A 19,614-nucleotide genomic window follows, 5' to 3' on the forward strand; every position below is an offset into this window, starting at 1 on the left:
GGTTGGGCAGTCAAAACATGCCCAGTTTCAAGACATGTTAAACAGGTCAGAGTCTTATCTGTTCATCTGGAACAAAGACATACCCTGCATATCGCTAAAGGCTTTATACGAGGCCTGCAACGCCGCCTGCTGCATGGTGTAGGACGAAATCACCGAGTTCCAGTCCACGTCAACCAGGTTACTCATCTGCTGGGTCTGACCCAGCGCGCGGTCTTCACCCAGAGCGTCCAGCTTGCCCAGCTCATCCAGCTTGATGCCGAGGTCGGCGCGCACGGTCAGCACGTTGTTGAGGGAGTTGCTAAGGCCACGGTTGGCTTTATCAATAGCCGCCGTAAACGCCTCGGCTTTCGTTTCATCCTCCCCAATCGGCGTATTCAGCGCTTCAATTGCGGAGTCGAGGATCTTGAACAAATTCGTTTCCGGTTTACTACCATCTGGCTCTGGCTTCGCATTGCTGGTGAAGCTATCGAAAACTTCAGTGCCCGTATGGCTGATTTGCATCGTGCGCGCGGAGTCAACCTGCTGGCTGATTGGCGTTCCGCCGCCCTTATAATCACCCGTAGTCTGGTCGAAAGCCGCCGCTTCGGTCTTGTAACCGGAAAAAATATAGCGGCCGTTACCGTCCGTGCTGTTAGCCAGGTTCATGAGCTGATCGCGAATACCTTGCAGGTTCGTGGCCAGCGAAGCGCGGTCATCGTCACTTAAAGTACCGTTGCCCGCATTGACAATCTTTTCCTGAGCAGCCTGGATAGCGGTTGTCACTTGCGATAACACGTTCTCTTCCAGCGAGACTTTCGTCGTAGCGAAGGAGCGCGCCAGCGTATACTGGCTGTTTTGCGTTTGAGCCTGAGAGAGCACAACGGCCTGCGAGGCGGCAATCGGATCGTCAGATGGACGATTGATGCGCTTCCCCGTAGACATCTGCTCGCCGTAGCTGAGCCAGAGACTTTGGGAGTTCGTCACGCCGCGCATGCTTTGCTCATACATCATTTGAGTACTAATACGCATTTTTTATGCCTCAGCCTTAGCGGATATTGATCAATGCATCAAACAGCGTGCTCGCCGTTTGCAGCACCTGCGCATTCGCCAGATAGTACTGCTGATAGCGTTGCAGGTTGCCATACTCTTCATCCAGGTTAACCCCGGAGATTGACTGCTGTTGTTTGGTCAGCTGCGTCACCACGTTAACTTTGGTTTCGCTGCTGGTTTTCAGCGACGCCGTGGTGCTGCCCACCGTACTGACCAGCGCGGCATAAGCATCGTTAAAGGTTTTGTTCCCCCCCACCAGCTTAGCGCTCTGTAAATCCAGCAGCTTCTGGCCATTGGTATTGTCGCTTTCGCCGCTTCCTTGCGCGGAGGCCATCGCCAGTTTGGATTCGTCGCTGATCGCAACGTCCATATTCACAATGACGTCATTCACCGGTTTGACGATGAAACTGTCTTTATTATTGGCTGAGCCGCTAATCTTAACGTTAAGACCATCAAACGACAGATTACCGCTGGCGTCAGGCTTGGCCGTGAAGCTGGTGTTGTCCGACAGACGCGTGATTGTCCAGTCAGTACCGTTATACTCAACTTTGTAGTTTGTCGCCTGGACCTTGGTACTGTCCGTCATCGTGGCCGTAACGGACGCGCTTCCGGTGTTTTTGCCGTTACTCAGCACTGCCGGGGAGCCAAAATCAAACAGCTTGCCGCCTTTATCCCCGTTGGCATCAAAGCCCGCCTGGTGCTGGGTATTCATGGCATCCGCAAACGCCAGCGCCATCTGGTTGAGGGTGTTTCGCGCCTGATCCAGATCCTGAGAACGGAACATTAACAGCCCTCCAAGCGACCCCGTGGTGATCTGTTTTTCTGAGATCTCCACGTTGCCTGCTGCGGCATCCACATACGCAATCGTTGTACGCGCTGGGTCCGCACTGGATTTCACCGCCGCCAGCTGACTTGCGTTGCTGCCCTGTACCAGGGTGTAACCGTTGGCGATAGAGATGTTATACGTGCCGCTGTCCTGTACGGTAACGTCCACACCGACAATCTTGTTCAGTTCACTCACCAGCTGATCGCGCTGATCGAGCAGTTCGTTCGGGGATGCGCCCGCCCCTACGCCAGTCAGCCGGGAGATCTGATCGTTAAGGTTAGCAATCTGCTTCGCATAGTTATTGATCTGATCGACGCTGGTAGAAATCGCCGTATTGACCTGCGCATCCTGATCGCGGAGATATTGATCGTTGGTTTTAAACTGGTTTACCAGACCATCCGCCTTACCGAGCACCGTCTGGCGTGCAGCCGGATCTTCTGCGTTACTCACCAGCGTTTGCAGGCTTTTAAAGAAATCCTGGAGGTTGGCAGAAAGCGAGTTCGTGGTATCCGACAGCACGTCGTCAATTTTTGACATCTGCTGGTAGCGCGTGGTCAGCCCACTGCTCTGGTTCTGCGCCGCACGCAGCTGGTTGGTGATAAACGCATCATATTCACGCTGAACGCCGGAGACATAGACCCCGTTACCCACCCAACCACCACCGGTCAGGGTACTGTTTGATGCCCCCAGAATGGTGGTCTGGCGGGTATAACCTGCCACGTTGTAGCTTGAAATATTATTACTGACGGTATTGAGTGCCGACTGCGCAGCACTGAGGCCACTCATGGCGCTGTTAATCAAACTGGACATGGGGGTTCCTTTTATACGTTCAGACACGAGTCCTGATGAAGGTTATCGGCAACCTCCTCCGGGACTTGAGAACTTTCAGAACAGATTTTCGAGATCTGTGCTATACGCTTTGCTGACCTTCTCGGACATGGATTTCAGCTGCTGGATCATGCTGGTCAGCTTGCGTGCATAGTTTGGATCGGTCGCGTAGCCGGCATTCTGCAATGCCTGAGCGCCCTGCTCTGGCGTGGCGGCCTGGGTCACCGCGGTGTAGCGCGGATTCCGGCTCAACAGCCCGACATAATCCGACAACGCTTCCAGATACGAGCTGTAGACGCGGAATTTGGCTTTCACCTTCACTGCCACACCGTTCTCATATTCGGTGGTGGTGATTTCCGTGGTCGGCCCTTTCCAGCTGGAGGTGGCCTTCACGCCAAAGATGTTGAAGCTCGGCTCGCCGTTCTCCCTGCGGATCTGACGTTGCCCCCAGCCCGACTCCAGCGCCGCCTGCGCCAGAATCAGATGGTGCGGCACGCCGCTCTCTTCACTGGCAAGACGCGCCGGCAGGGAGAGCTGCGCCAGGAAGTCTTTGCTGTCGCCGGAGAGCGGCTCGTCACGCGTTTCTGCCGGCTTCGGCATCGCCTTACGCACCATCTGCGTTAGCGCCTGATTTTGATAACTGGTCACCTTTTCCAGATCAAACTTCAGCGGCACCTGCGGCGGGGCCTCTTCAGGCGGGAGTCCCTGAGCGGCTGCGGTCTGCTTCACGATCATGTCCGCCAGGCCGAGTCCCTTTCCGGCGGTCATTTGCTGGGCAATCTGCTGATCGTACATGCTGGTGTAAAGCCGCGTGGAATCACTGCTGAACATGCCGTCTTTCGGCAGAGTTTCACGCATGCTTTTCAACATCATCTGCACGAACATGCCTTCCACCTGACGGGCAACCGGGCGGATATTCGCCGCCGGATCCTTGCCCGCTTTGGTTTTCAGCTCGTTGAGCGACTGGGCATCCCAGGCGGCACTGGTCAACAGTTTGCTATCGGTCAGCATTTAGATGATTTCCAGTTTAGCGCGCAGGCAGCCTGCACTTTGCATGGATTGCAGAATGGACATCAGATCCATTGGCGTTGCACCCAGCGCATTCAAGGCACGCACCACGCTGTTCAGGTTGGCGCTGGAGCGCACGCTCTGCAACGAACCGCCGCTCTGTCGTAAATCAATCTGCGTTTGCGGGGTCACTACCGTCTGACCGCCACCAAACGGGGTATCCGGCTGGCTGACGTTGGCCGAGCGGTTAACCGTGACGGAGAGATTGCCCTGCGCCACGGCGCAGCTGTCCAGCGTCACTTCGCGGTTCATCACCACCGAGCCGGTACGGGAGTTGATAATGACTTTCGCATCCTGAACCGGCACGTTCACTTCCATATTCTGGATATCGGCCAGCATTCGCACCTGGTTGCTGCTGCCGGTTGACGTGCGGATCTGCACGGTGCGGGCATCCAGAGCGGTGGCGCTGCCGTAGCCCCGGCTGCGGTTGATGGTGTCAGCAATCTGCTGCGCCATCGTAAAGTCTTCGTTATTCAGTTGCAGGTTAATGGTGTTGCCGGTGCCGAACTGGGTCGGCAGCTCACGTTCGATGATCGCGCCGTTGGTAATACGTCCCCCGTTCAGCTGGTTCACCTGCACGCTGCTGCCGCCCGCCGACGCACCTGCTCCGCCAACCAGAATGTTGCCCTGCGCCAGAGCATACACCTGGCTGTCGACGCCTTTCAGCGGCGTCATCAGCAACGTACCGCCACGCAGGCTTTTGGCATTACCCATCGACGAGACAACCACGTCGATGGTCTGCCCCTGACGCGCAAAGGCCGGATAAGACGCGGTCACCATCACGGCCGCCACGTTTTTCAGCTGCATGTTGGTCCCGGCCGGTACGGTAATACCGAGCTGCGAGAGCATGTTGTTCAGGCTCTGGGTGGTGAACGGCGTCTGGGTCGTCTGGTCACCCGTCCCATCCAGCCCCACCACCAGGCCATAGCCAATCAGGGAGTTTTCGCGCACGCCCTGCACGCTGGTGAGATCGCGTATGCGATCGGCCTGCGCAACGGTAGCGACCAACGACAGCGCCACGGCGAAGAGAAATTTATACATAGGTCACCTCGCTTACATCGGCGATAGGTTAAGGAAGAAGCGTTGCAGCCAGCCCATATTTTGCGCTTCGTTGATGTAGCCGTTGCCGACGTACTCAATGCGCGCATCCGCCACCTGGGTGGACGGTACGGTGTTGGTGCCGCTGATAGTGCGAGGGTTAACCACACCGGAGAAACGAATGAATTCCGTACCCTGGTTAATGGCGATCTGTTTTTCGCCCACCACGTGCAGGTTGCCGTTCACCAGAACCTGGTCAACCGTTACCGTCAGCGTTCCGCTGAAGGTATTGCTGGCGTTCGCGCCACCTTTACCGTTAAAGGTGTTGCCGCCGGAGGCTTCCACATCCGCACGGGCGTTGCCGAACAGCCCTTGCAGATAGCGCGGTACGGTGTCGAAGCCAAAATTGGTTTTGCCGTCGCGGCTGGCGTTCGCCGACGAGCTCTTGCTCGCGCTGACGTTTTCCTGCAACACAATGGTCAGCGTATCGCCGACGTTACGCGGACGACGGTCTTCAAACAGCGGCTGATAACCGTAGTTAATCGGCTGCGCGGTCTGGAAAATAGAACCGTTCACCACCGGCGCGGGGCCGGGAACGGGTTGGGCGGTAGTCGCACCCTGTACCAATGGTTTAGACGGGATCCAGGCACACCCGCTGAGGGTGACGGCCAGAACAGTCAGGATCGGATAACGAAACGCCGCGTTTTTTTGCATTGCCTTCATCTTCGAAAACAGGGAGCCGGTGCGACGTTTACCGCACCGGGCTACACCTTAGAGTTGCGTCAGTTTTTGCAGCATCTGGTCGGTCGTCGACACTGCTTTACTGTTAATTTCATAGGCGCGCTGGACCTGGATCATATTCACCAGCTCTTCCGCCACGTTAACGTTCGAGGTTTCCACATACCCCTGATACAGCAGCCCCGCCCCGTTCAGGCCCGGGGTACTTTCATTTGGCGTGCCGGAAGACTGCGTTTCGGTGTAGAGGTTCTCACCGATGCTTTCCAGCCCGGTATCGTTCATGAAGGTCGTCAGATTGAGCTGTCCAACCTGGACCGGCGCGGCCTGACCTTGCTGAGTGACGCTGACGATACCGTCACGACCAATGGTGATACTCAGCGCGTTCGCCGGGATGGTGATCGCAGGCTGAACCTGGAAGCCGCCCGCTGTCACCAGTTGACCATTCTGATCCACCTGGAACGAACCATCGCGGGTATAGGCGGAGGTCCCGTCAGGCAGCTGCACCTGGAAGAAACCCTGACCTTTGATGGCAACGTCTTTACTGTTGTTGGTCTGGGACAGGTTGCCCTGGCTGTGCAGACGCTCGGTGGCAACCGGGCGCACGCCGGTACCAATTTGCAGACCGGACGGCAGCGTGGTTTGCTCAGAAGACTGCGCCCCTGGCTGACGAATCGTTTGATAAAGCAAATCTTCGAAAACCGCACGCTGGCGCTTGAAACCATTGGTGCTGACGTTTGCCAGGTTGTTGGCAATCACATCCATATTGGTTTGCTGTGCGTCCAGACCGGTTTTCGCGATCCATAAAGAACTGATCATAGGGAGTCCTGTTAACTCATAGCCAGAAGTTGGTTAGCCTTGCCTGCGTTTTCATCGACGCTGCTGATAATTTTCATCTGCATTTCGAAGCGGCGGGCGCTGGCGATCATGTCGGTCATGGCTTCTACCGGTTTGACGTTACTGCCTTCCAGCACGCCGGACATCACGCGGATGGTCGGGTCGGCCTGTAACGTGGCGCCACGCGTGGCCTGCGCCGCCTGGGTCAGACGGAACATCCCGTCATCGCCACGCTGCACTTCGTTGCCTTCCGCTTTCACCAGCTTCAGACGACCGACAGGCGCAACGGTGTTAGCCGGGTCGCCCGGGTTTAACGCCGAAATCGTCCCGTCTGCCGCAATTGTCAGCTCTGACCCTTCCGGCACCGTCAACGGACCGGCTTCGCCCATCACCGGATGCCCCTGAATCGTCAGCTGCCCGGTGGCGCTCACCTGTATATTACCGTTGCGGGTATACCCTTCCCCGCCGTCAGCCGTTTGCACCGCCAGCCAGCCGTCCTGCTGAAGGGCAACGTCCAGCGGACGCGCGGTGTAATCCATCTGGCCTGGCGTCATGTCGGCGCCCGGCGTGGAAGCGGTGACCAGCGTACGCGTGGGCAATGACAGCCCTTCTACCGGCACCGCACGCAGCGCGTTGAGCTGCGCACGAAAACCTGGCGTGGAGGCGTTCGCCAGGTTGCTGGCGGTAACAGCCTGCTGGTTGAGCGTCTGGCTTGCTGCGCCCATCGCTGTATATATTGCGTGATCCATTGCGCTTTCCCGTCAGCTGCTTAACGCAGGTTAACCAGCGTGTTAAGGATCTGATCCTGGGTTTTGATGGTCTGCGCGTTGGACTGGTAGTTACGTTGCGCGACGATCATGTTCACCAACTCTTTACTCAGATCGACGTTAGAGGCTTCCAGCGCGCCGTTGGTCAGCGTGCCGAAGTTACCGGAACCCGCAGTACCCAGCAGGGCAACACCGGAAGACTGCGTGGCAGACCAGACGTTGTCCCCTTCGGATTTCAGGCCTTCGTTGTTGGCGAAGTTTGCCAGCACGATCTGGCCCAGCACCTGGGTCTGTTCGTTCGAATAGTTACCGACAACGGTACCGTCATCGTTGATCTGGTAGCTCACCAGATCGCCCGGCTTATAACCGTTCTGGCTCGTCGCCACGATGTTGTTCGCACCGGTATTCTGTTGCATGGAGTTGGCGAAACTCATGTCAAACGTGGCTGGCGTCGCGCCCGGAACGGTGCCCGTAGTGATCTTGATATCATCGCCACCCGTCAGCACGCCGCTCGCGTTAAAGGTCAGCGTGGTTGCCAGTTTCGCGGCATCTCCTGCTACGCTGCCGTCCTGGGAATACACCTTCCAGGAGTTAGCTGGCGTCGCGTTTTTGACATAGAACAGGTTCATGTTGTGCGCATTACCCTGGCTGTCAAACACCGTCACGGTGCCTTTCTTGTTGTAAGAGTCAGGGTTGGCCGGGTCGAAGGCGACGGTTGGTGCAGTATCGGTGGAGTTCAGGTTGATCTGCTGAGAGGCCGTGGTGGTGGACTTCGCCGCCATCAGCGTCGTTGGGATGGAGATCGCCTGCGGATTCGCACCGGTTTGCACCGTAGGCGGCGTGCCGGCAACCGGATAACCGGTTAACTGAAGCCCCTGCATGTTCACCAGGTTACGGTTTTCATCCAGCTTGAACTGGCCGTTGCGGCTGTAGAATACGGAACCGTTGGCATCCACCATACGGAAGAAACCGTTCTGGCTGATGGCGACGTCCAGACCGCGACCGGTGTTGGTGGTCGTCCCGTCGGTGAAGTCCTGGGTGATACCCGCCACCTTCACGCCCAGGCCCACTTTAGAGCCTGCAAACATATCTGCAAAAGACGCAGAACCGGATTTAAAACCATAGGTCGCGGAGTTGGCGATGTTGTTGCCAATGACGTCCAGGTTGGTGGCCGCAGCATTCAGGCCGCTGACCGCTTGAGAAAAGGCCATGACTTACTCCTGATAAGTATGAAGGCTTAGATAATCTGCCGAACTTCGTCGAGTGTGGTGGTACCGGAGGTACCCAAATCCAGTTTGTTACCATCGCTACCTTTGATGACGCCCTGAACCAGGGCAAACTGTAGCGGCTGAGCCACCAGCTGAGTGGTGCCGTTGCTGGCGCTAATCGCAACCTGATACGAGCCGTTAGGCGCTTTAGTGCCGTCGGTCAGGCTGCCATCCCAGGTAAAGGTATGAACGCCCGCTTTAAGCTCGCCAATCTCAATCGTGCGCACCACGTTGCCGCTGGCGTCTTTGATGGTGGCGGTGACTTTGTCGGCCGGCTGCTGCAACTCAATGCCAAACGGCGTCGTGGTGGTGGTGGACGTGCCATCGGTGGTGCTGGTGCCCGCCAGAATCGTGGTCCCCGGGATCATCACCCCGTGCCCGATCAGGTTGGCGGCCTGCAAGGACTGGCTATTATCGATTTGACCGGAGACCGAGCCGAGCGTGGTGTTCAGTTTCTCAATGCCGCTGACGGTACTGATCTGCGCAAGCTGCGTGGTCAGTTCGTTGTTCTGCATCGGATTGGTCGGGTCCTGATTTTTCAGCTGCGCCACCAGCAGGGTCAGGAAGCTGCTCTGTAAATCGGAGGCATTGCTCCCGGTGAGAGAGCTGGAACCGGTCGCACTGCTGGTGCTATTGACGCCGGTATTTGTCGGGTCATTCACGTTTACGGCGATGGACATGCGTGTCTCCTTTACTGGCCGAGAGTGAGTGTTTTGAGCATCATGCTCTTCACGGTATTAAGCACTTCGACGTTTGCCTGGTAGCTGCGCGACGCGGACATGGAGTTCACCATCTCCCCGACCACATCCACGTTCGGCATTTTCACGTAGCCGCTGGCATCCGCGAGCGGGTTGCCTGGCTCGTAAACCAGCTTGTCGGGTGCCTGGCTCTCAACCACGTCCGCCACTTTTACGCCGCCCGTTGCCGCACCCGGTGCAGCATCAACCTGGAAGACAACCTGTTTAGCGCGATACGGTTGCCCGTCAGGGCCGGTCACGCTGTCGGCGTTGGCCAGGTTACTGGCGGCCACGTTCAGTCGTTTGGACTGCGCCGTTAATGCCGAACCGGCGATATCAAAAATATTCAGCAAGGCCATTTACTAATTGCCCCCCTGTAGGACGGTCATCATGCCTTTAATTTGCCCGCCGAGTAGCGTCAGGCCTGTCTGGTATTGCAGGCTGTTATCGGCAAACTGTGTGCGCTCCCGGTCCATGTCGACGGTGTTACCATCAAGCGAGGGCTGATCGGGAATACGGTAAAGCAGGTCGGTCGTTGGCGCGGTCATCGCCTGAGCGGGAATATGACGTGAGGATGTCAGGGCCAGTGAGACACCCGTTCCTTCGGCACGTCCACGCTCCATCACTTTTTTGAGTTCACTGGAAAAATCAATATCGCGCGCCTGATACCCGGGGGTATCCGCGTTGGCGATATTGGCGGCTAAAATCTCCTGCCGCTGGGCGCGTAAATTGAGCGCTTCCTGCTGAAAACGTAACGCGGCGTCGAGTTTATCGAGCATGTCTCCTCCGCTGATGAGAAAATTTCAGTTCACAGCTTAAATCTCAAGGCGTCTCCCTTATCGACGGAATAAGCGCAAAATGCGTCGCTATTTGTTGCGTTGATGGAAAACCACTGCGGGTAGAATTTGCTTAATTCTGGACATGGTGGAACGTGCGATGCGGACTTTTAAACGTGGCCTGGCGGCGACCCTGTTGCTTTTGAGCCCTCTGTTGCAGGCGGAGGGGTTAGAGGACCAGCTCAATGCATTCTTTGCGCAGAAGCTGGCCGGTTTCAGCGATGACGTACGCGTGACCGTGCGCACCCCGCCTAACCTTTACCCTTCCTGCGAAGCCCCGTCATTTAGCGTGACCGGCAGCACAAAGTTATGGGGTAACGTGAACGTGCTGGCGCGTTGCGCCAATGAAAAACGGTATTTACAGGTTGCGGTACAGGCGACGGGCAATTATGTTGTCGCCGCCGTTCCGATTCCGCGAGGCAGCCTGCTGCAACCTGACAGCGTAACGCTGAAGCGAGGCCGTCTGGATCAGCTTCCACCGCGGACGATGCTGGACATTAACCAGGCTCAGGAGGCGGTCAGCCTGCGCGATGTCGCCCCTGGACAGGCGATACAGCTATCCATGCTGCGCCAGGCATGGCGGGTGAAAGCGGGACAACAGGTGATGGTGGTCGCCAATGGCGAAGGCTTTAGTATCAACAGCGAAGGAAAAGCGCTGAATAATGCCGCAGTGGCGCAAAATGCCCGGGTCAGAATGTCCTCAGGCCAGGTGGTCAGCGGCACGGTCGGTCCTGATGGGAATATTCTGATTAACCTGTAATCTTTTTAAAGATTTCGCGGCGACTGCCGATAAATATTCAACAAATGATGATGTCAGGCGCAAACGCCGCGAACCCTCGATGAGGACAACACTATGAGCATTGATCGTACATCAGCCCTGAAGCCGGTTAGCACTGTACAACCTCGCGAAACGAATGAGGCTGCCCCGCAAAAAACGCGTCTGGAAAAAACGTCGACCGCTAACAGCACCAGCGTCACGCTGAGCGATGCGCAGTCGAAGCTGATGCAGCCAGGCAGCAGCGATATCAACATGGAACGTGTTGAAGCGCTGAAAACGGCTATCCGTAACGGCGAACTGAAAATGGATACCAGCAAAATCGCTGATGCGCTGATTCAGGACGCACAGAGTTTCCTCCAGAGTAACTAACCGTATGAGTCGACTGTCAGAAATACTGGATCAGATGACGGTGGTCCTGAACGACCTGAAAACGGTGATGGATGCCGAACAGCACCACCTCTCTTCTGGTCAAATCAACGGCAGCGCGTTGCAACGCATAACTGAAGATAAAAGCTCGCTGCTGGCGACCCTGGATTATCTGGAAAAACAGCGACGTGCTGAGCAAGACGCGAAACGCAGCGCCAATGATGAGATCAACGAACGCTGGCAGACCATTACAGAAAAAACCCAGCATCTTCGCGATCTCAACCAGCATAACGGCTGGCTGCTGGAAGGTCAGATTATCCGTAATCAGCAGGCGCTTGAGGTGTTAAAGCCCTATAAAGAGCCGGGGCTGTACGGTGCGGATGGTCAGACGGCCGCGGCACGTATCACGGGCGGGAAAAAGATTTCGATTTGACGCAGTAGCGGCACGTCATGAAGCGGGGAGCACCTTCTGGTGAACTCCCCTTTTGACGTTTATACCGTGCGGCGGGTGAATTCTTTCACCTTGAAGCCAAGCACCGCCAGCGTGGCAAAGTACGCCACCACCCCGACCGCCACCACGGCCATCAGACGCCTCAGGCGGTAAGGCATGGTGCCCTGCGTCCATTCAGGCATGACATACAACATGCCAACCAGCGCGGCCGCCATCACCACTACCGCGATCGCCAGACGCAGCAGGAAGCTTGCCCAGCCCGGCTGCGGTGTGAAGATATCCTGCTTGCGCAGCTGCCAGTACAGCAGCCCGGCGTTCAGACAGGCCGCCAGACCAATCGACAATGACAGCCCCGCGTGTTTCAGCGGTCCAATAAACGCGAGGTTCATCAGCTGCGTCATAATCAGCGTCACAATGGCAATCTTAACCGGCGTTTTGATGTCCTGACGTGAATAGAAACCGGGCGCAAGCACCTTCACGACGATCAGCCCCATCAGCCCCACCGAGTAGGCTACCAGTGCACGCTGGGTCATGGCGGCATCAAAGGCGGTGAATTTTCCATACTGGAACAACGACACCGTCAGCGGTTTTGCCAGGATCCCCAGCGCCACCGCGCTTGGCAATGCCAGCAGAAAACAGAGACGCAGTCCCCAGTCCATCAGGCGGCAGTATTCATCGTGGTTGCCGCTGGCGAAACTTTTCGACAGCGACGGCAGCAGAATAGTCCCCAGCGCCACGCCCAGCACCCCTGATGGAAACTCCATCAGACGATCGGCGTAGTACATCCAGGACACCGAGCCCGACACCAGGAAAGAGGCGAAGATGGTATTGATGATCAGCGAGATCTGGCTGACGGACACGCCGAGTATCGCCGGTCCCATCTGTTTAATAACGCGCATTGCGCCCGCATCTTTGAAACTAATGCGCGGCAGAACCAGCATGCCGATCTTTTTCAGGTGCGGAAGCTGGTAAGCAAGCTGTAACACCCCGCCGACGGTCACGGCCCAGGCCAGCGCCAGCACCGGTGGGTTAAAATGCGGCGCGGCGAACAGCGCAAAGCCAATCATGCTGACATTAAGGAACGTGGGGGCAAAGGCCGGCACGGAGAAGCGGTTCCAGGTATTCAGGATGGCACCCACCAGCGACGCCAGCGAAATCAGCAGAATATAGGGGAAGGTTATCCGCAGCAGTTGCGTCGTCAGGGCAAATTTATCCGCCGTGTCGGCAAAGCCCGGTGCCGTTACCATGATTACCCAGGGCGCTGCCAGCATGCCCAGGACGGTCACGATCGCCAGCGCCAGCGTCAGTAAACCGGAAACGTAAGCCACAAAGACGCGGGTGGCATCTTCGCCCTGCTTGCTTTTATATTCCGCAAGGATCGGGACAAATGCCTGTGAGAAAGCCCCTTCGGCAAAAATACGGCGCAGCAGGTTCGGCAGCTTGAACGCAACGAAAAAGGCGTCAGTCGCCATCCCTGCGCCAAAAACCCTTGCCACAATGGCATCGCGCGCAAAGCCAAGCACGCGGGAAAACATGGTCATCGAGCTGACGGCCGCCAGCGATTTTAATAAGTTCATTAACGTGAAGTTCCACAACCCTACGGATTTCCAGGACGGATAAGCGAAAGCGCCACCCGGCAAAGCCAACAAGCGGCGCTTAGTCTAACCGGATTTCAACGAATTACTATCGGCAGATGTTACAGCGAGTTATTCCGACATGGCTTCGCGCCAGAGTCGTTCCACGATGCGCTGCGCCAGAATGGCCTGCTCCCCGGACGTTTCAGGAACCGTCTGATTCTGCACGCAGGTGATGAAGTGACGCGCGCAGCCCACAAAGCCACGCTGTTCCAGGGTGCTCTGCCAGCCGGGAACGGGTAACGCAACCACGCCATTGCCCTTCTCTTCCCGCCACTCTCGCATATCGGTGACGTCATACAGCGCGCCATCCGTAACGGCCTGCACGGACTCGCGCTGGCTGCCCGCCCGACGATGCATGCTGGTCGTCACCTGCAAATGCTCAACGGCAAAATGATGTTCGGCGTAAACCATCTCACCCTGCTCGCTGGTCAACAGCGTGCCGCTTTGCAGCTGGGCTTTTCCGTTACTCAGCCACAGGGCCGTATCCACGACGTGGAGATAATCATCCAGCAGCGTGAAGCGCAGATCGTTCGGCCCCACGCTGTCGGTACGGTGCTTATCCATACGCAGAGAGGCGAACGAGCCGGACTGCGCTTTAAGCTGCTGATAGAGGGGCGCAAAACGGCGGTTGAAGCCGACCATCAGCGTCAGCTTTTTACGCGCGGCCAGCTCAATCAGTCGCTCAGCATCCTGTACATTTTCCGCCAGGGGTTTATCCACGCAGACGTGAACGCCTGCATTCAGCAACTCGCTCACCACCTGGTAGTGCGTCGCGGTTGAGGTATGCACAAATACCGCATCACATTCACGGGCTAAATCCTGTAGCGAACCGGCATAAGGGATGCGCCAGGTTTTGCAGATGCGCTCTGCTTTCTCGCGGGTGGGCGACCACGCCCCTTGCAGCGTCCAGTCTGACGCGGCGCCTAAAACGGGCAGCCAGGCTTTTTGCGCAATCCCTCCCAGCCCCACAACACCAATGCGTAATGTTGTCACGATTAATCTCCCAGATGTGCGAGTAACGCATCCAGACGCTGCTTCAGCCCGGCAACCTCGTCTTCCAGGGCTGCCACGCGCGCGGTCAGGCTTTCGTTTGATGCTGGCGTGTCGGATACGACGGCCAGCGCAGAGGGCTCCACGTCGCCGCTAAACAGGTGCATGTAGCGGCTTTCACGCTTGCCCGGTTCGCGGGGCAGACGCACCACGTAGGGACCGTCCTCGCGTGAGGCTAATCCCTCCAGCGTCTGTTCAACGTCCTGCATATCCTGAAACTCATGCATGCGGGAAGCGCGTGTGCGCAGTTCCCCCGGCGTCTGCACCCCGCGCAGCAGCAACGTGGTGATAACGGCCACTTCCGCAGCGCTGAGTTTTAAATCGCCAAATTCAGAATTACAAAAGCGCTGTTCATATTTAGTGACGCGGTTACCGAAGCCGCTGACGGTGCGCAGGTAGTGGCGCTTCACCAGCTCATCAAGGATATCCTGCACCTCGTGCTCGCCAAGGTTCATCACCGGCTCACGGTTCGTCTTCTGGTTGCAGGCCATCGTGACGGCATTCACGGACAGAGGATACTGTTCCGGCGTGGTGACCTGCTTTTCCAGAAGGCAGCCGATCACGCGCGCTTCGGCGCCATTTAACTGATATTTCATCTTTTCTCCTTAACGACCCGCGGTCCACTCCTGCGTGGTGAGCGCGGTGAGCACATGGTCCCGCCACTCGCCGTCAATCAGCAGATAATCTTTGGCATAGCCTTCTTTCTCAAACCCCAGGCGGGCCAGCAGATCGCCGCTGCGCTTATTGTGCGGCATGTAGTTAGCCATAATGCGATGGATATGTTGCGTGCGCTGCATGTAGCGAATCGCCGCCGTCAGCGCCTCAAACATGAGCCCCTGTCCCTGCCATTTCTGGCCGATGGAATACCCGAGATAGCAGGCGTGAAACGACCCGCGTACCACGTTTGAAAAATTGGCAATGCCAACGATCTCTTTCTCTTCCGGATCGAGAAGCGCGAAATAAAACGCACTTCCCTGTTTATGAAATTCCGCAATCATACTGAGGCGCGCCTGCCAGCCAGAGGGGTAGCAGTGGCTCTCGTCCCGAACGGGTTCCCAGGGTTTTAAAAACTGGCGATTCTCGGCGTAATAATCCGCCAGACGCCAGGCATCACGCTCATGCACCAGACGAACGACCAGCCTGTCCGTCGTCAGACGCACTTTTGGCACATTACTGCGATAGCCAAACATCGTTACCACTCCTTCCCGTCGCTTCTGCTCTGCCTGTTAGCTTTACTATACCTGTGCCTGCGCCTTCTGTGAAAACAGTGACATACCATTTTGATCGCTTTTCACATTTTTCGATGAGAACTCTCTATCAAAGCACCTTTTTGATAAAAAAATATTGTCGCCAGCGGGTATGGGAAAAAGCGCGGCGACACCGCAGAATGTTAGCGTGCTCACCTTTTATTTTCCCTGGAGGGAAAATGTCCCGCGTATCACAGGCCAGGAGCCTGGGTAAATATTTCCTGCTCGTCGATAACATGCTGGTCGTGCTCGGCTTTTTTGTCGTTTTTCCGCTTATATCAATACGTTTTGTCGATCAAATGGGCTGGGCGGCATTGATGGTCGGGATCGCGCTGGGTCTACGCCAGTTTGTACAACAGGGTCTGGGCGTGTTTGGCGGCGCAATAGCTGACCGCTTCGGCGCGAAACCGATGATCGTCACCGGCATGCTGTTACGTGCGGCGGGATTCGCCACCATGGCAATCGCTCATGAACCCTGGCTGCTGTGGTTCTCCTGTTTCCTTTCCGGGATTGGCGGCACCCTTTTCGACCCACCGCGTACCGCGCTGGTGGTTAAGCTTATCCGTCCGCAACATCGGGGGCGCTTCTTCTCGATTTTGATGATGCAGGACAGCGCTGGCGCGGTGGTGGGCGCCCTGCTGGGAAGCTGGCTGCTGCAATACGATTTCCGCCTGGTTTGCGCCACCGGCGCGGTGTTGTTTATTCTCTGCGCGCTGTTTAACGGTCTGTTTCTGCCCGCATGGAAGCTGTCGACGGTGAAAGCGCCTGTGCGGGAAGGGCTTGACCGTGTGCTAAGCGATAAACGCTTCGTCACCTATGTGTTAACCCTGACCGGCTACTACATGCTCGCCGTGCAGGTCATGCTGATGCTGCCCATTATGGTTAACGATATTGCCGGCACGCCGGCAGCGGTGAAATGGATGTATGCCATTGAGGCCTGCCTCTCACTGACTCTGCTCTATCCAATTGCCCGCTGGAGCGAGCGCCGTTTCCGGCTTGAGCACCGTCTGATGGCCGGGCTGTTGCTGATGACGCTGAGCATGATGCCCATCGGTCTGGTAAGTTCGCTTCAGCAACTGTTTATGCTGATCTGCACCTTCTATATTGGCTCAATCATTGCCGAGCCAGCCCGTGAAACGCTGAGCGCGTCACTTGCCGACGCCCGGGCCCGGGGCAGCTACATGGGCTTCAGCCGTCTCGGGCTGGCGCTTGGCGGCGCGCTGGGTTACACCGGTGGCGGCTGGCTGTTTGATGCCGGAAAAGCGCTCCATCAGCCGGAGCTGCCGTGGGTCATGCTCGGCATGGTCGGCTTTATGACGCTGATTGCCCTCTGGTGGCAGTTCAGTGATAAACGCAGCACCCGCGGGATGCTGGAGCCTGGCGCCTGACCTCTTACATTATCAGTTTTTTCTGCTGGTTTCTGTAGGATCACCCTGACATACTGGCGTATCAGGACAGATGCGCCGATTTTATGTTGAGGAACGCCATGAAAAAGATCGTTATTGCCGCTGCGTTAATTGTCAGTGGTCTGCTGGTGGGATGTAACCAGCTTACGCAGTACACCGTCAGTGAGCAGGAAATTAATCAGGCGCTGGAAAAACATAATAACTTTTCAAAAGATATCGGCGTGCCCGGCCTTGCGGATGCGCATATCGTCCTGACGAATCTCGCCAGCCAGATTGGTCGCGAGGAGCCCAACAAAGTCACCCTTTCCGGCGATGCCAGCCTCGATATGACCTCGCTCTTCGGCAATCAGAAAGCGGATATCAAGCTGAAGCTCAAGGCGCTGCCGGTCTTTAATAAAGAGAAAGGGGCAATTTTCCTGCAAGAGATGGAAATCGTCGATGCGGTTGTGACGCCGGATAAAATGAAACCGGTGCTGCAAACGCTGATGCCGTATCTCAACCAGTCGTTGCAGAACTACTTTAACCAACAGCCTGCCTATGTTCTGAGCGAAGACAAAAGCAAAGGTGAATCTCTGGCGAAAAAATATGCCAAAGGGATAGAGGTGAAACCGGGTGAAATCATCATCCCTTTCACCGACTAAATACTCCGGGCGCTCAGGCGCCCGTTTTTTTTAACGGAATAGTGTGCAAACGAAAACGTTTCCGCTTATGATTTGTGTCCGGCAAAAACAGCCATCTTATGACTGATCTCTTTCAAGCCGGAGCTTCCATGACTGTACAATCCCAGGTTCTCAAAATCCGCCGCCCAGACGACTGGCATATCCATCTTCGTGATGGCGACATGCTGAAAACCGTCGTGCCGTATACCAGCGAAATTTATGGCCGTGCGATTGTTATGCCTAACCTGGTTCCGCCAGTCACTACCGTCGAGGCCGCGATTGCCTATCGCCAGCGTATCCTTGACGCCGTTCCGGCCGGGCACGATTTTACCCCGTTGATGACCTGCTACCTGACGGACTCGCTGGATCCCAATGAGGTTGAGCGCGGGTTTAACGAAGGTGTGTTCACCGCCGCGAAGCTATACCCGGCGAATGCCACCACCAACTCCAGCCATGGGGTGACCAGTATCGACGCCATCATGCCCGTTCTGGAGCGTATGCAAAAACTGGGCATGCCGCTGCTGGTGCACGGGGAAGTGACCCACGCTGACATTGATATTTTCGATCGCGAAGCACGTTTTATCGAAACGGTCATGGAGCCGCTGCGCCAGCGTCTTCCGGGGCTGAAAGTGGTGTTTGAACACATTACGACTAAAGATGCCGCAGAGTATGTCCGGGATGGAAACGAGCTGATTGCCGCCACCATCACCCCGCAGCACCTGATGTTTAACCGTAACCACATGCTGGTGGGCGGCGTTCGCCCACATCTGTATTGTCTGCCGATCCTCAAGCGCAACATCCACCAGCAGGCGCTACGTGAGCTGGTCGCCAGCGGCTTCCCGCGCGCGTTCCTCGGCACGGATTCCGCCCCGCATGCCCGTCACCGTAAAGAGGCGAGTTGCGGCTGTGCAGGCTGCTTTAACGCCCCGACCGCCCTGGCAAGTTACGCAACCGTGTTTGAAGAGATGAATGCGTTAGACCATTTCGAAGCCTTCTGCTCCCTTAACGGCCCGCGTTTCTACGGTCTGCCGATCAATGACACGTTCATTGAGCTGGAGCGCAAAGAAAGCCAGGTTGAAGCGTCGATTGCGCTCACCGACGATACGCTGATCCCCTTCCTGGCCGGTGAAACCGTAAACTGGACGGTAAAACGCTAAAAAACTGTCGCCCCCTGTTGTCAAACCGACAATATAACTGTATAAATAAACAGTATATTACACAGGGGGCATTTATGCGTATTGAAGTCACCATTGCCAAATCCACCGTCCTGCCTGCTGGCGCACTCGACGCTCTGGCGGGTGAACTATCCCGACGTATTAACAGCACTTTTCCTGAAAACGATGGCGCCGTAACGGTACGTTATGCGACAGCAAACCATCTTTCCGTCATCGGCGGTGCGAAAGAAGACAAAGAACGCATCAGCGAAATTTTGCAGGAAACATGGGAAAGCGCCGACGACTGGTTCATCACTGATTAAAATTTGCTCCCTCATTGTGTTTTTTGCCGGGTCGCCCCGGCTTTTTTTCGTTTCGTCTCCTGAAAGTTCAAAATATTTCAGCATCTTCTTAGAAAATCGTGAACAAGATGGCGTTTTATTGTTCGAACAATCCTAAAAAGCAGAAAAATGTGTTGCTACCCGTTTATTTTTTCCTGCTGAACCCTTATTAATTGATATACTGAAATTGCTTTCAGAAAAACATGCATTGAACCTCAAAGTCGTTGTCTTCTAACACGCATTAAGGGGGTTATAATGGAAAAGAATAGTGAAGTGATCCAGACCCATCCGCTTGTTGGCTGGGATATCAGCACCGTAGACAGCTACGATGCGCTGATGCTGCGTTTGCACTACCAGACCCCAAATCAGCTAAACCGTGATGAAGCGGAAGTTGGACAGACGCTGTGGCTTACAACAGACGTCGCCCGTCAGTTTATCTCTATTTTGGAAGCAGGCATCGCAAAAATAGAATCTGGCGACTACCAGGAAAATGAGTATAAACGGCATTAATCTTACGCCTCTTCACTCAACAGGCACCCTCGCGGTGCCTTATTTA

General features: G+C 56.1%; 23 protein-coding genes. 8 read left to right on the forward strand and 15 right to left on the reverse strand.

From position 1 onward, the window contains the following. Nucleotides 1-54: 54 nt before the first annotated feature. From flgL to flgB, 11 genes are all read right to left on the reverse strand, one after another. Nucleotides 55-1,008 carry a flagellar hook-associated protein FlgL gene (gene flgL / locus ACOTYB_RS04175; protein ID WP_220153733.1) on the reverse strand — a complete coding sequence of 318 codons (954 nt, stop codon included), beginning with the start codon at nt 1,006-1,008 and terminating at the stop codon, nt 55-57. A 16-nt stretch (nt 1,009-1,024) separates the two neighbouring features. After that, the gene (gene flgK / locus ACOTYB_RS04180; RefSeq protein ID WP_220153732.1) at nt 1,025-2,665 is read right to left on the reverse strand and encodes a flagellar hook-associated protein FlgK; all 1,641 of its coding nucleotides are present in this window, start codon (nt 2,663-2,665) and stop codon (nt 1,025-1,027) included. Nucleotides 2,666-2,740: 75 nt separating this feature from the next. After that, nucleotides 2,741-3,694, reverse strand: a complete 954-nt coding sequence (gene flgJ / locus ACOTYB_RS04185; protein ID WP_421765753.1) for a flagellar assembly peptidoglycan hydrolase FlgJ — start codon at nt 3,692-3,694, stop codon at nt 2,741-2,743. Further along, nucleotides 3,695-4,792, reverse strand: a complete 1,098-nt coding sequence (locus tag ACOTYB_RS04190) for a flagellar basal body P-ring protein FlgI (RefSeq protein ID WP_003857984.1) — start codon at nt 4,790-4,792, stop codon at nt 3,695-3,697. Nucleotides 4,793-4,804: 12 nt separating this feature from the next. Beyond that, on the reverse strand, nt 4,805-5,503 hold the full coding sequence (flgH, locus tag ACOTYB_RS04195) for a flagellar basal body L-ring protein FlgH (protein ID WP_003857987.1): 699 nt from the start codon (nt 5,501-5,503) through the stop codon (nt 4,805-4,807). Nucleotides 5,504-5,560: 57 nt separating this feature from the next. Then, nucleotides 5,561-6,343, reverse strand: coding sequence for a flagellar basal-body rod protein FlgG (flgG, locus tag ACOTYB_RS04200; protein WP_000625853.1), 783 nt, complete (start codon nt 6,341-6,343; stop codon nt 5,561-5,563). An 11-nt stretch (nt 6,344-6,354) separates the two neighbouring features. Beyond that, complete coding sequence (locus ACOTYB_RS04205; protein WP_003857990.1) at nt 6,355-7,110, reverse strand: flagellar basal body rod protein FlgF; 756 nt, start codon at nt 7,108-7,110, stop codon at nt 6,355-6,357. A gap of 20 nt (nt 7,111-7,130) precedes the next feature. After that, entirely contained in the window at nt 7,131-8,339 is a 1,209-nt protein-coding gene (flgE, locus tag ACOTYB_RS04210; protein ID WP_003857992.1) for a flagellar hook protein FlgE, read from the reverse strand. Between the two features lie 26 nt (nt 8,340-8,365). Then, nucleotides 8,366-9,076, reverse strand: coding sequence for a flagellar hook assembly protein FlgD (gene flgD / locus ACOTYB_RS04215; RefSeq protein WP_050871121.1), 711 nt, complete (start codon nt 9,074-9,076; stop codon nt 8,366-8,368). Between the two features lie 11 nt (nt 9,077-9,087). Then, complete coding sequence (gene flgC / locus ACOTYB_RS04220; RefSeq protein WP_003857997.1) at nt 9,088-9,492, reverse strand: flagellar basal body rod protein FlgC; 405 nt, start codon at nt 9,490-9,492, stop codon at nt 9,088-9,090. 3 nt (nt 9,493-9,495) lie between these two features. After that, nucleotides 9,496-9,912 (reverse strand): flagellar basal body rod protein FlgB, encoded by a 417-nt coding sequence (gene flgB, locus ACOTYB_RS04225; RefSeq protein ID WP_003857999.1) that lies wholly within the window; start codon nt 9,910-9,912, stop codon nt 9,496-9,498. Between the two features lie 157 nt (nt 9,913-10,069). Here flgB and flgA point away from each other — a divergent pair, with 157 nt between their 5' ends. From flgA to flgN, 3 genes are all read left to right on the forward strand, one after another. Next, nucleotides 10,070-10,729: a flagellar basal body P-ring formation chaperone FlgA gene (gene flgA / locus ACOTYB_RS04230; protein ID WP_032610198.1), complete on the forward strand. Its 660-nt coding sequence runs from the start codon at nt 10,070-10,072 to the stop codon at nt 10,727-10,729. 93 nt (nt 10,730-10,822) lie between these two features. Continuing rightward, nucleotides 10,823-11,116 carry a flagellar biosynthesis anti-sigma factor FlgM gene (gene flgM, locus ACOTYB_RS04235; protein WP_003858002.1) on the forward strand — a complete coding sequence of 98 codons (294 nt, stop codon included), beginning with the start codon at nt 10,823-10,825 and terminating at the stop codon, nt 11,114-11,116. Nucleotides 11,117-11,120: 4 nt separating this feature from the next. Then, nucleotides 11,121-11,546 (forward strand): flagella biosynthesis chaperone FlgN, encoded by a 426-nt coding sequence (flgN, locus tag ACOTYB_RS04240; protein ID WP_220153731.1) that lies wholly within the window; start codon nt 11,121-11,123, stop codon nt 11,544-11,546. A 59-nt stretch (nt 11,547-11,605) separates the two neighbouring features. Here the strand turns inward: flgN and murJ are convergent, their stop codons facing one another. From murJ to rimJ, 4 genes are all read right to left on the reverse strand, one after another. Then, nucleotides 11,606-13,141 carry a murein biosynthesis integral membrane protein MurJ gene (gene murJ / locus ACOTYB_RS04245; RefSeq protein ID WP_409248878.1) on the reverse strand — a complete coding sequence of 512 codons (1,536 nt, stop codon included), beginning with the start codon at nt 13,139-13,141 and terminating at the stop codon, nt 11,606-11,608. Between the two features lie 129 nt (nt 13,142-13,270). Next, a complete protein-coding gene (locus tag ACOTYB_RS04250; RefSeq protein ID WP_023315806.1) occupies nt 13,271-14,194 on the reverse strand; it encodes a Gfo/Idh/MocA family protein in 924 nt (307 codons plus the stop codon). Nucleotides 14,195-14,196: 2 nt separating this feature from the next. Continuing rightward, nucleotides 14,197-14,847: a YceH family protein gene (locus tag ACOTYB_RS04255; RefSeq protein ID WP_047054109.1), complete on the reverse strand. Its 651-nt coding sequence runs from the start codon at nt 14,845-14,847 to the stop codon at nt 14,197-14,199. A 9-nt stretch (nt 14,848-14,856) separates the two neighbouring features. Beyond that, nucleotides 14,857-15,441 (reverse strand): ribosomal protein S5-alanine N-acetyltransferase, encoded by a 585-nt coding sequence (gene rimJ / locus ACOTYB_RS04260; RefSeq protein ID WP_003858007.1) that lies wholly within the window; start codon nt 15,439-15,441, stop codon nt 14,857-14,859. Nucleotides 15,442-15,677: 236 nt separating this feature from the next. Between rimJ and mdtH the strand changes: the two genes are divergently transcribed. The 5 genes from mdtH to bssS all read left to right on the forward strand — a co-directional run bounded on the left by mdtH (nt 15,678) and on the right by bssS (nt 19,568). After that, on the forward strand, nt 15,678-16,886 hold the full coding sequence (mdtH, locus tag ACOTYB_RS04265) for a multidrug efflux MFS transporter MdtH (protein WP_003858008.1): 1,209 nt from the start codon (nt 15,678-15,680) through the stop codon (nt 16,884-16,886). 98 nt (nt 16,887-16,984) lie between these two features. Next, on the forward strand, nt 16,985-17,545 hold the full coding sequence (locus tag ACOTYB_RS04270) for a lipoprotein (RefSeq protein WP_023305855.1): 561 nt from the start codon (nt 16,985-16,987) through the stop codon (nt 17,543-17,545). Between the two features lie 128 nt (nt 17,546-17,673). After that, complete coding sequence (gene pyrC, locus ACOTYB_RS04275) at nt 17,674-18,720, forward strand: dihydroorotase (protein WP_023315804.1); 1,047 nt, start codon at nt 17,674-17,676, stop codon at nt 18,718-18,720. A 74-nt stretch (nt 18,721-18,794) separates the two neighbouring features. After that, nucleotides 18,795-19,040, forward strand: a complete 246-nt coding sequence (gene dinI / locus ACOTYB_RS04280) for a DNA damage-inducible protein I (protein ID WP_003858011.1) — start codon at nt 18,795-18,797, stop codon at nt 19,038-19,040. A 273-nt stretch (nt 19,041-19,313) separates the two neighbouring features. Further along, complete coding sequence (bssS, locus tag ACOTYB_RS04285; protein ID WP_003858012.1) at nt 19,314-19,568, forward strand: biofilm formation regulator BssS; 255 nt, start codon at nt 19,314-19,316, stop codon at nt 19,566-19,568. Nucleotides 19,569-19,614: the final 46 nt, after the last annotated feature.

The sequence above is a fragment of the Enterobacter cloacae complex sp. IR5450 genome (assembly GCF_049238665.1).
In the GTDB taxonomy this organism is placed as follows: domain Bacteria; phylum Pseudomonadota; class Gammaproteobacteria; order Enterobacterales; family Enterobacteriaceae; genus Enterobacter; species Enterobacter hormaechei_C.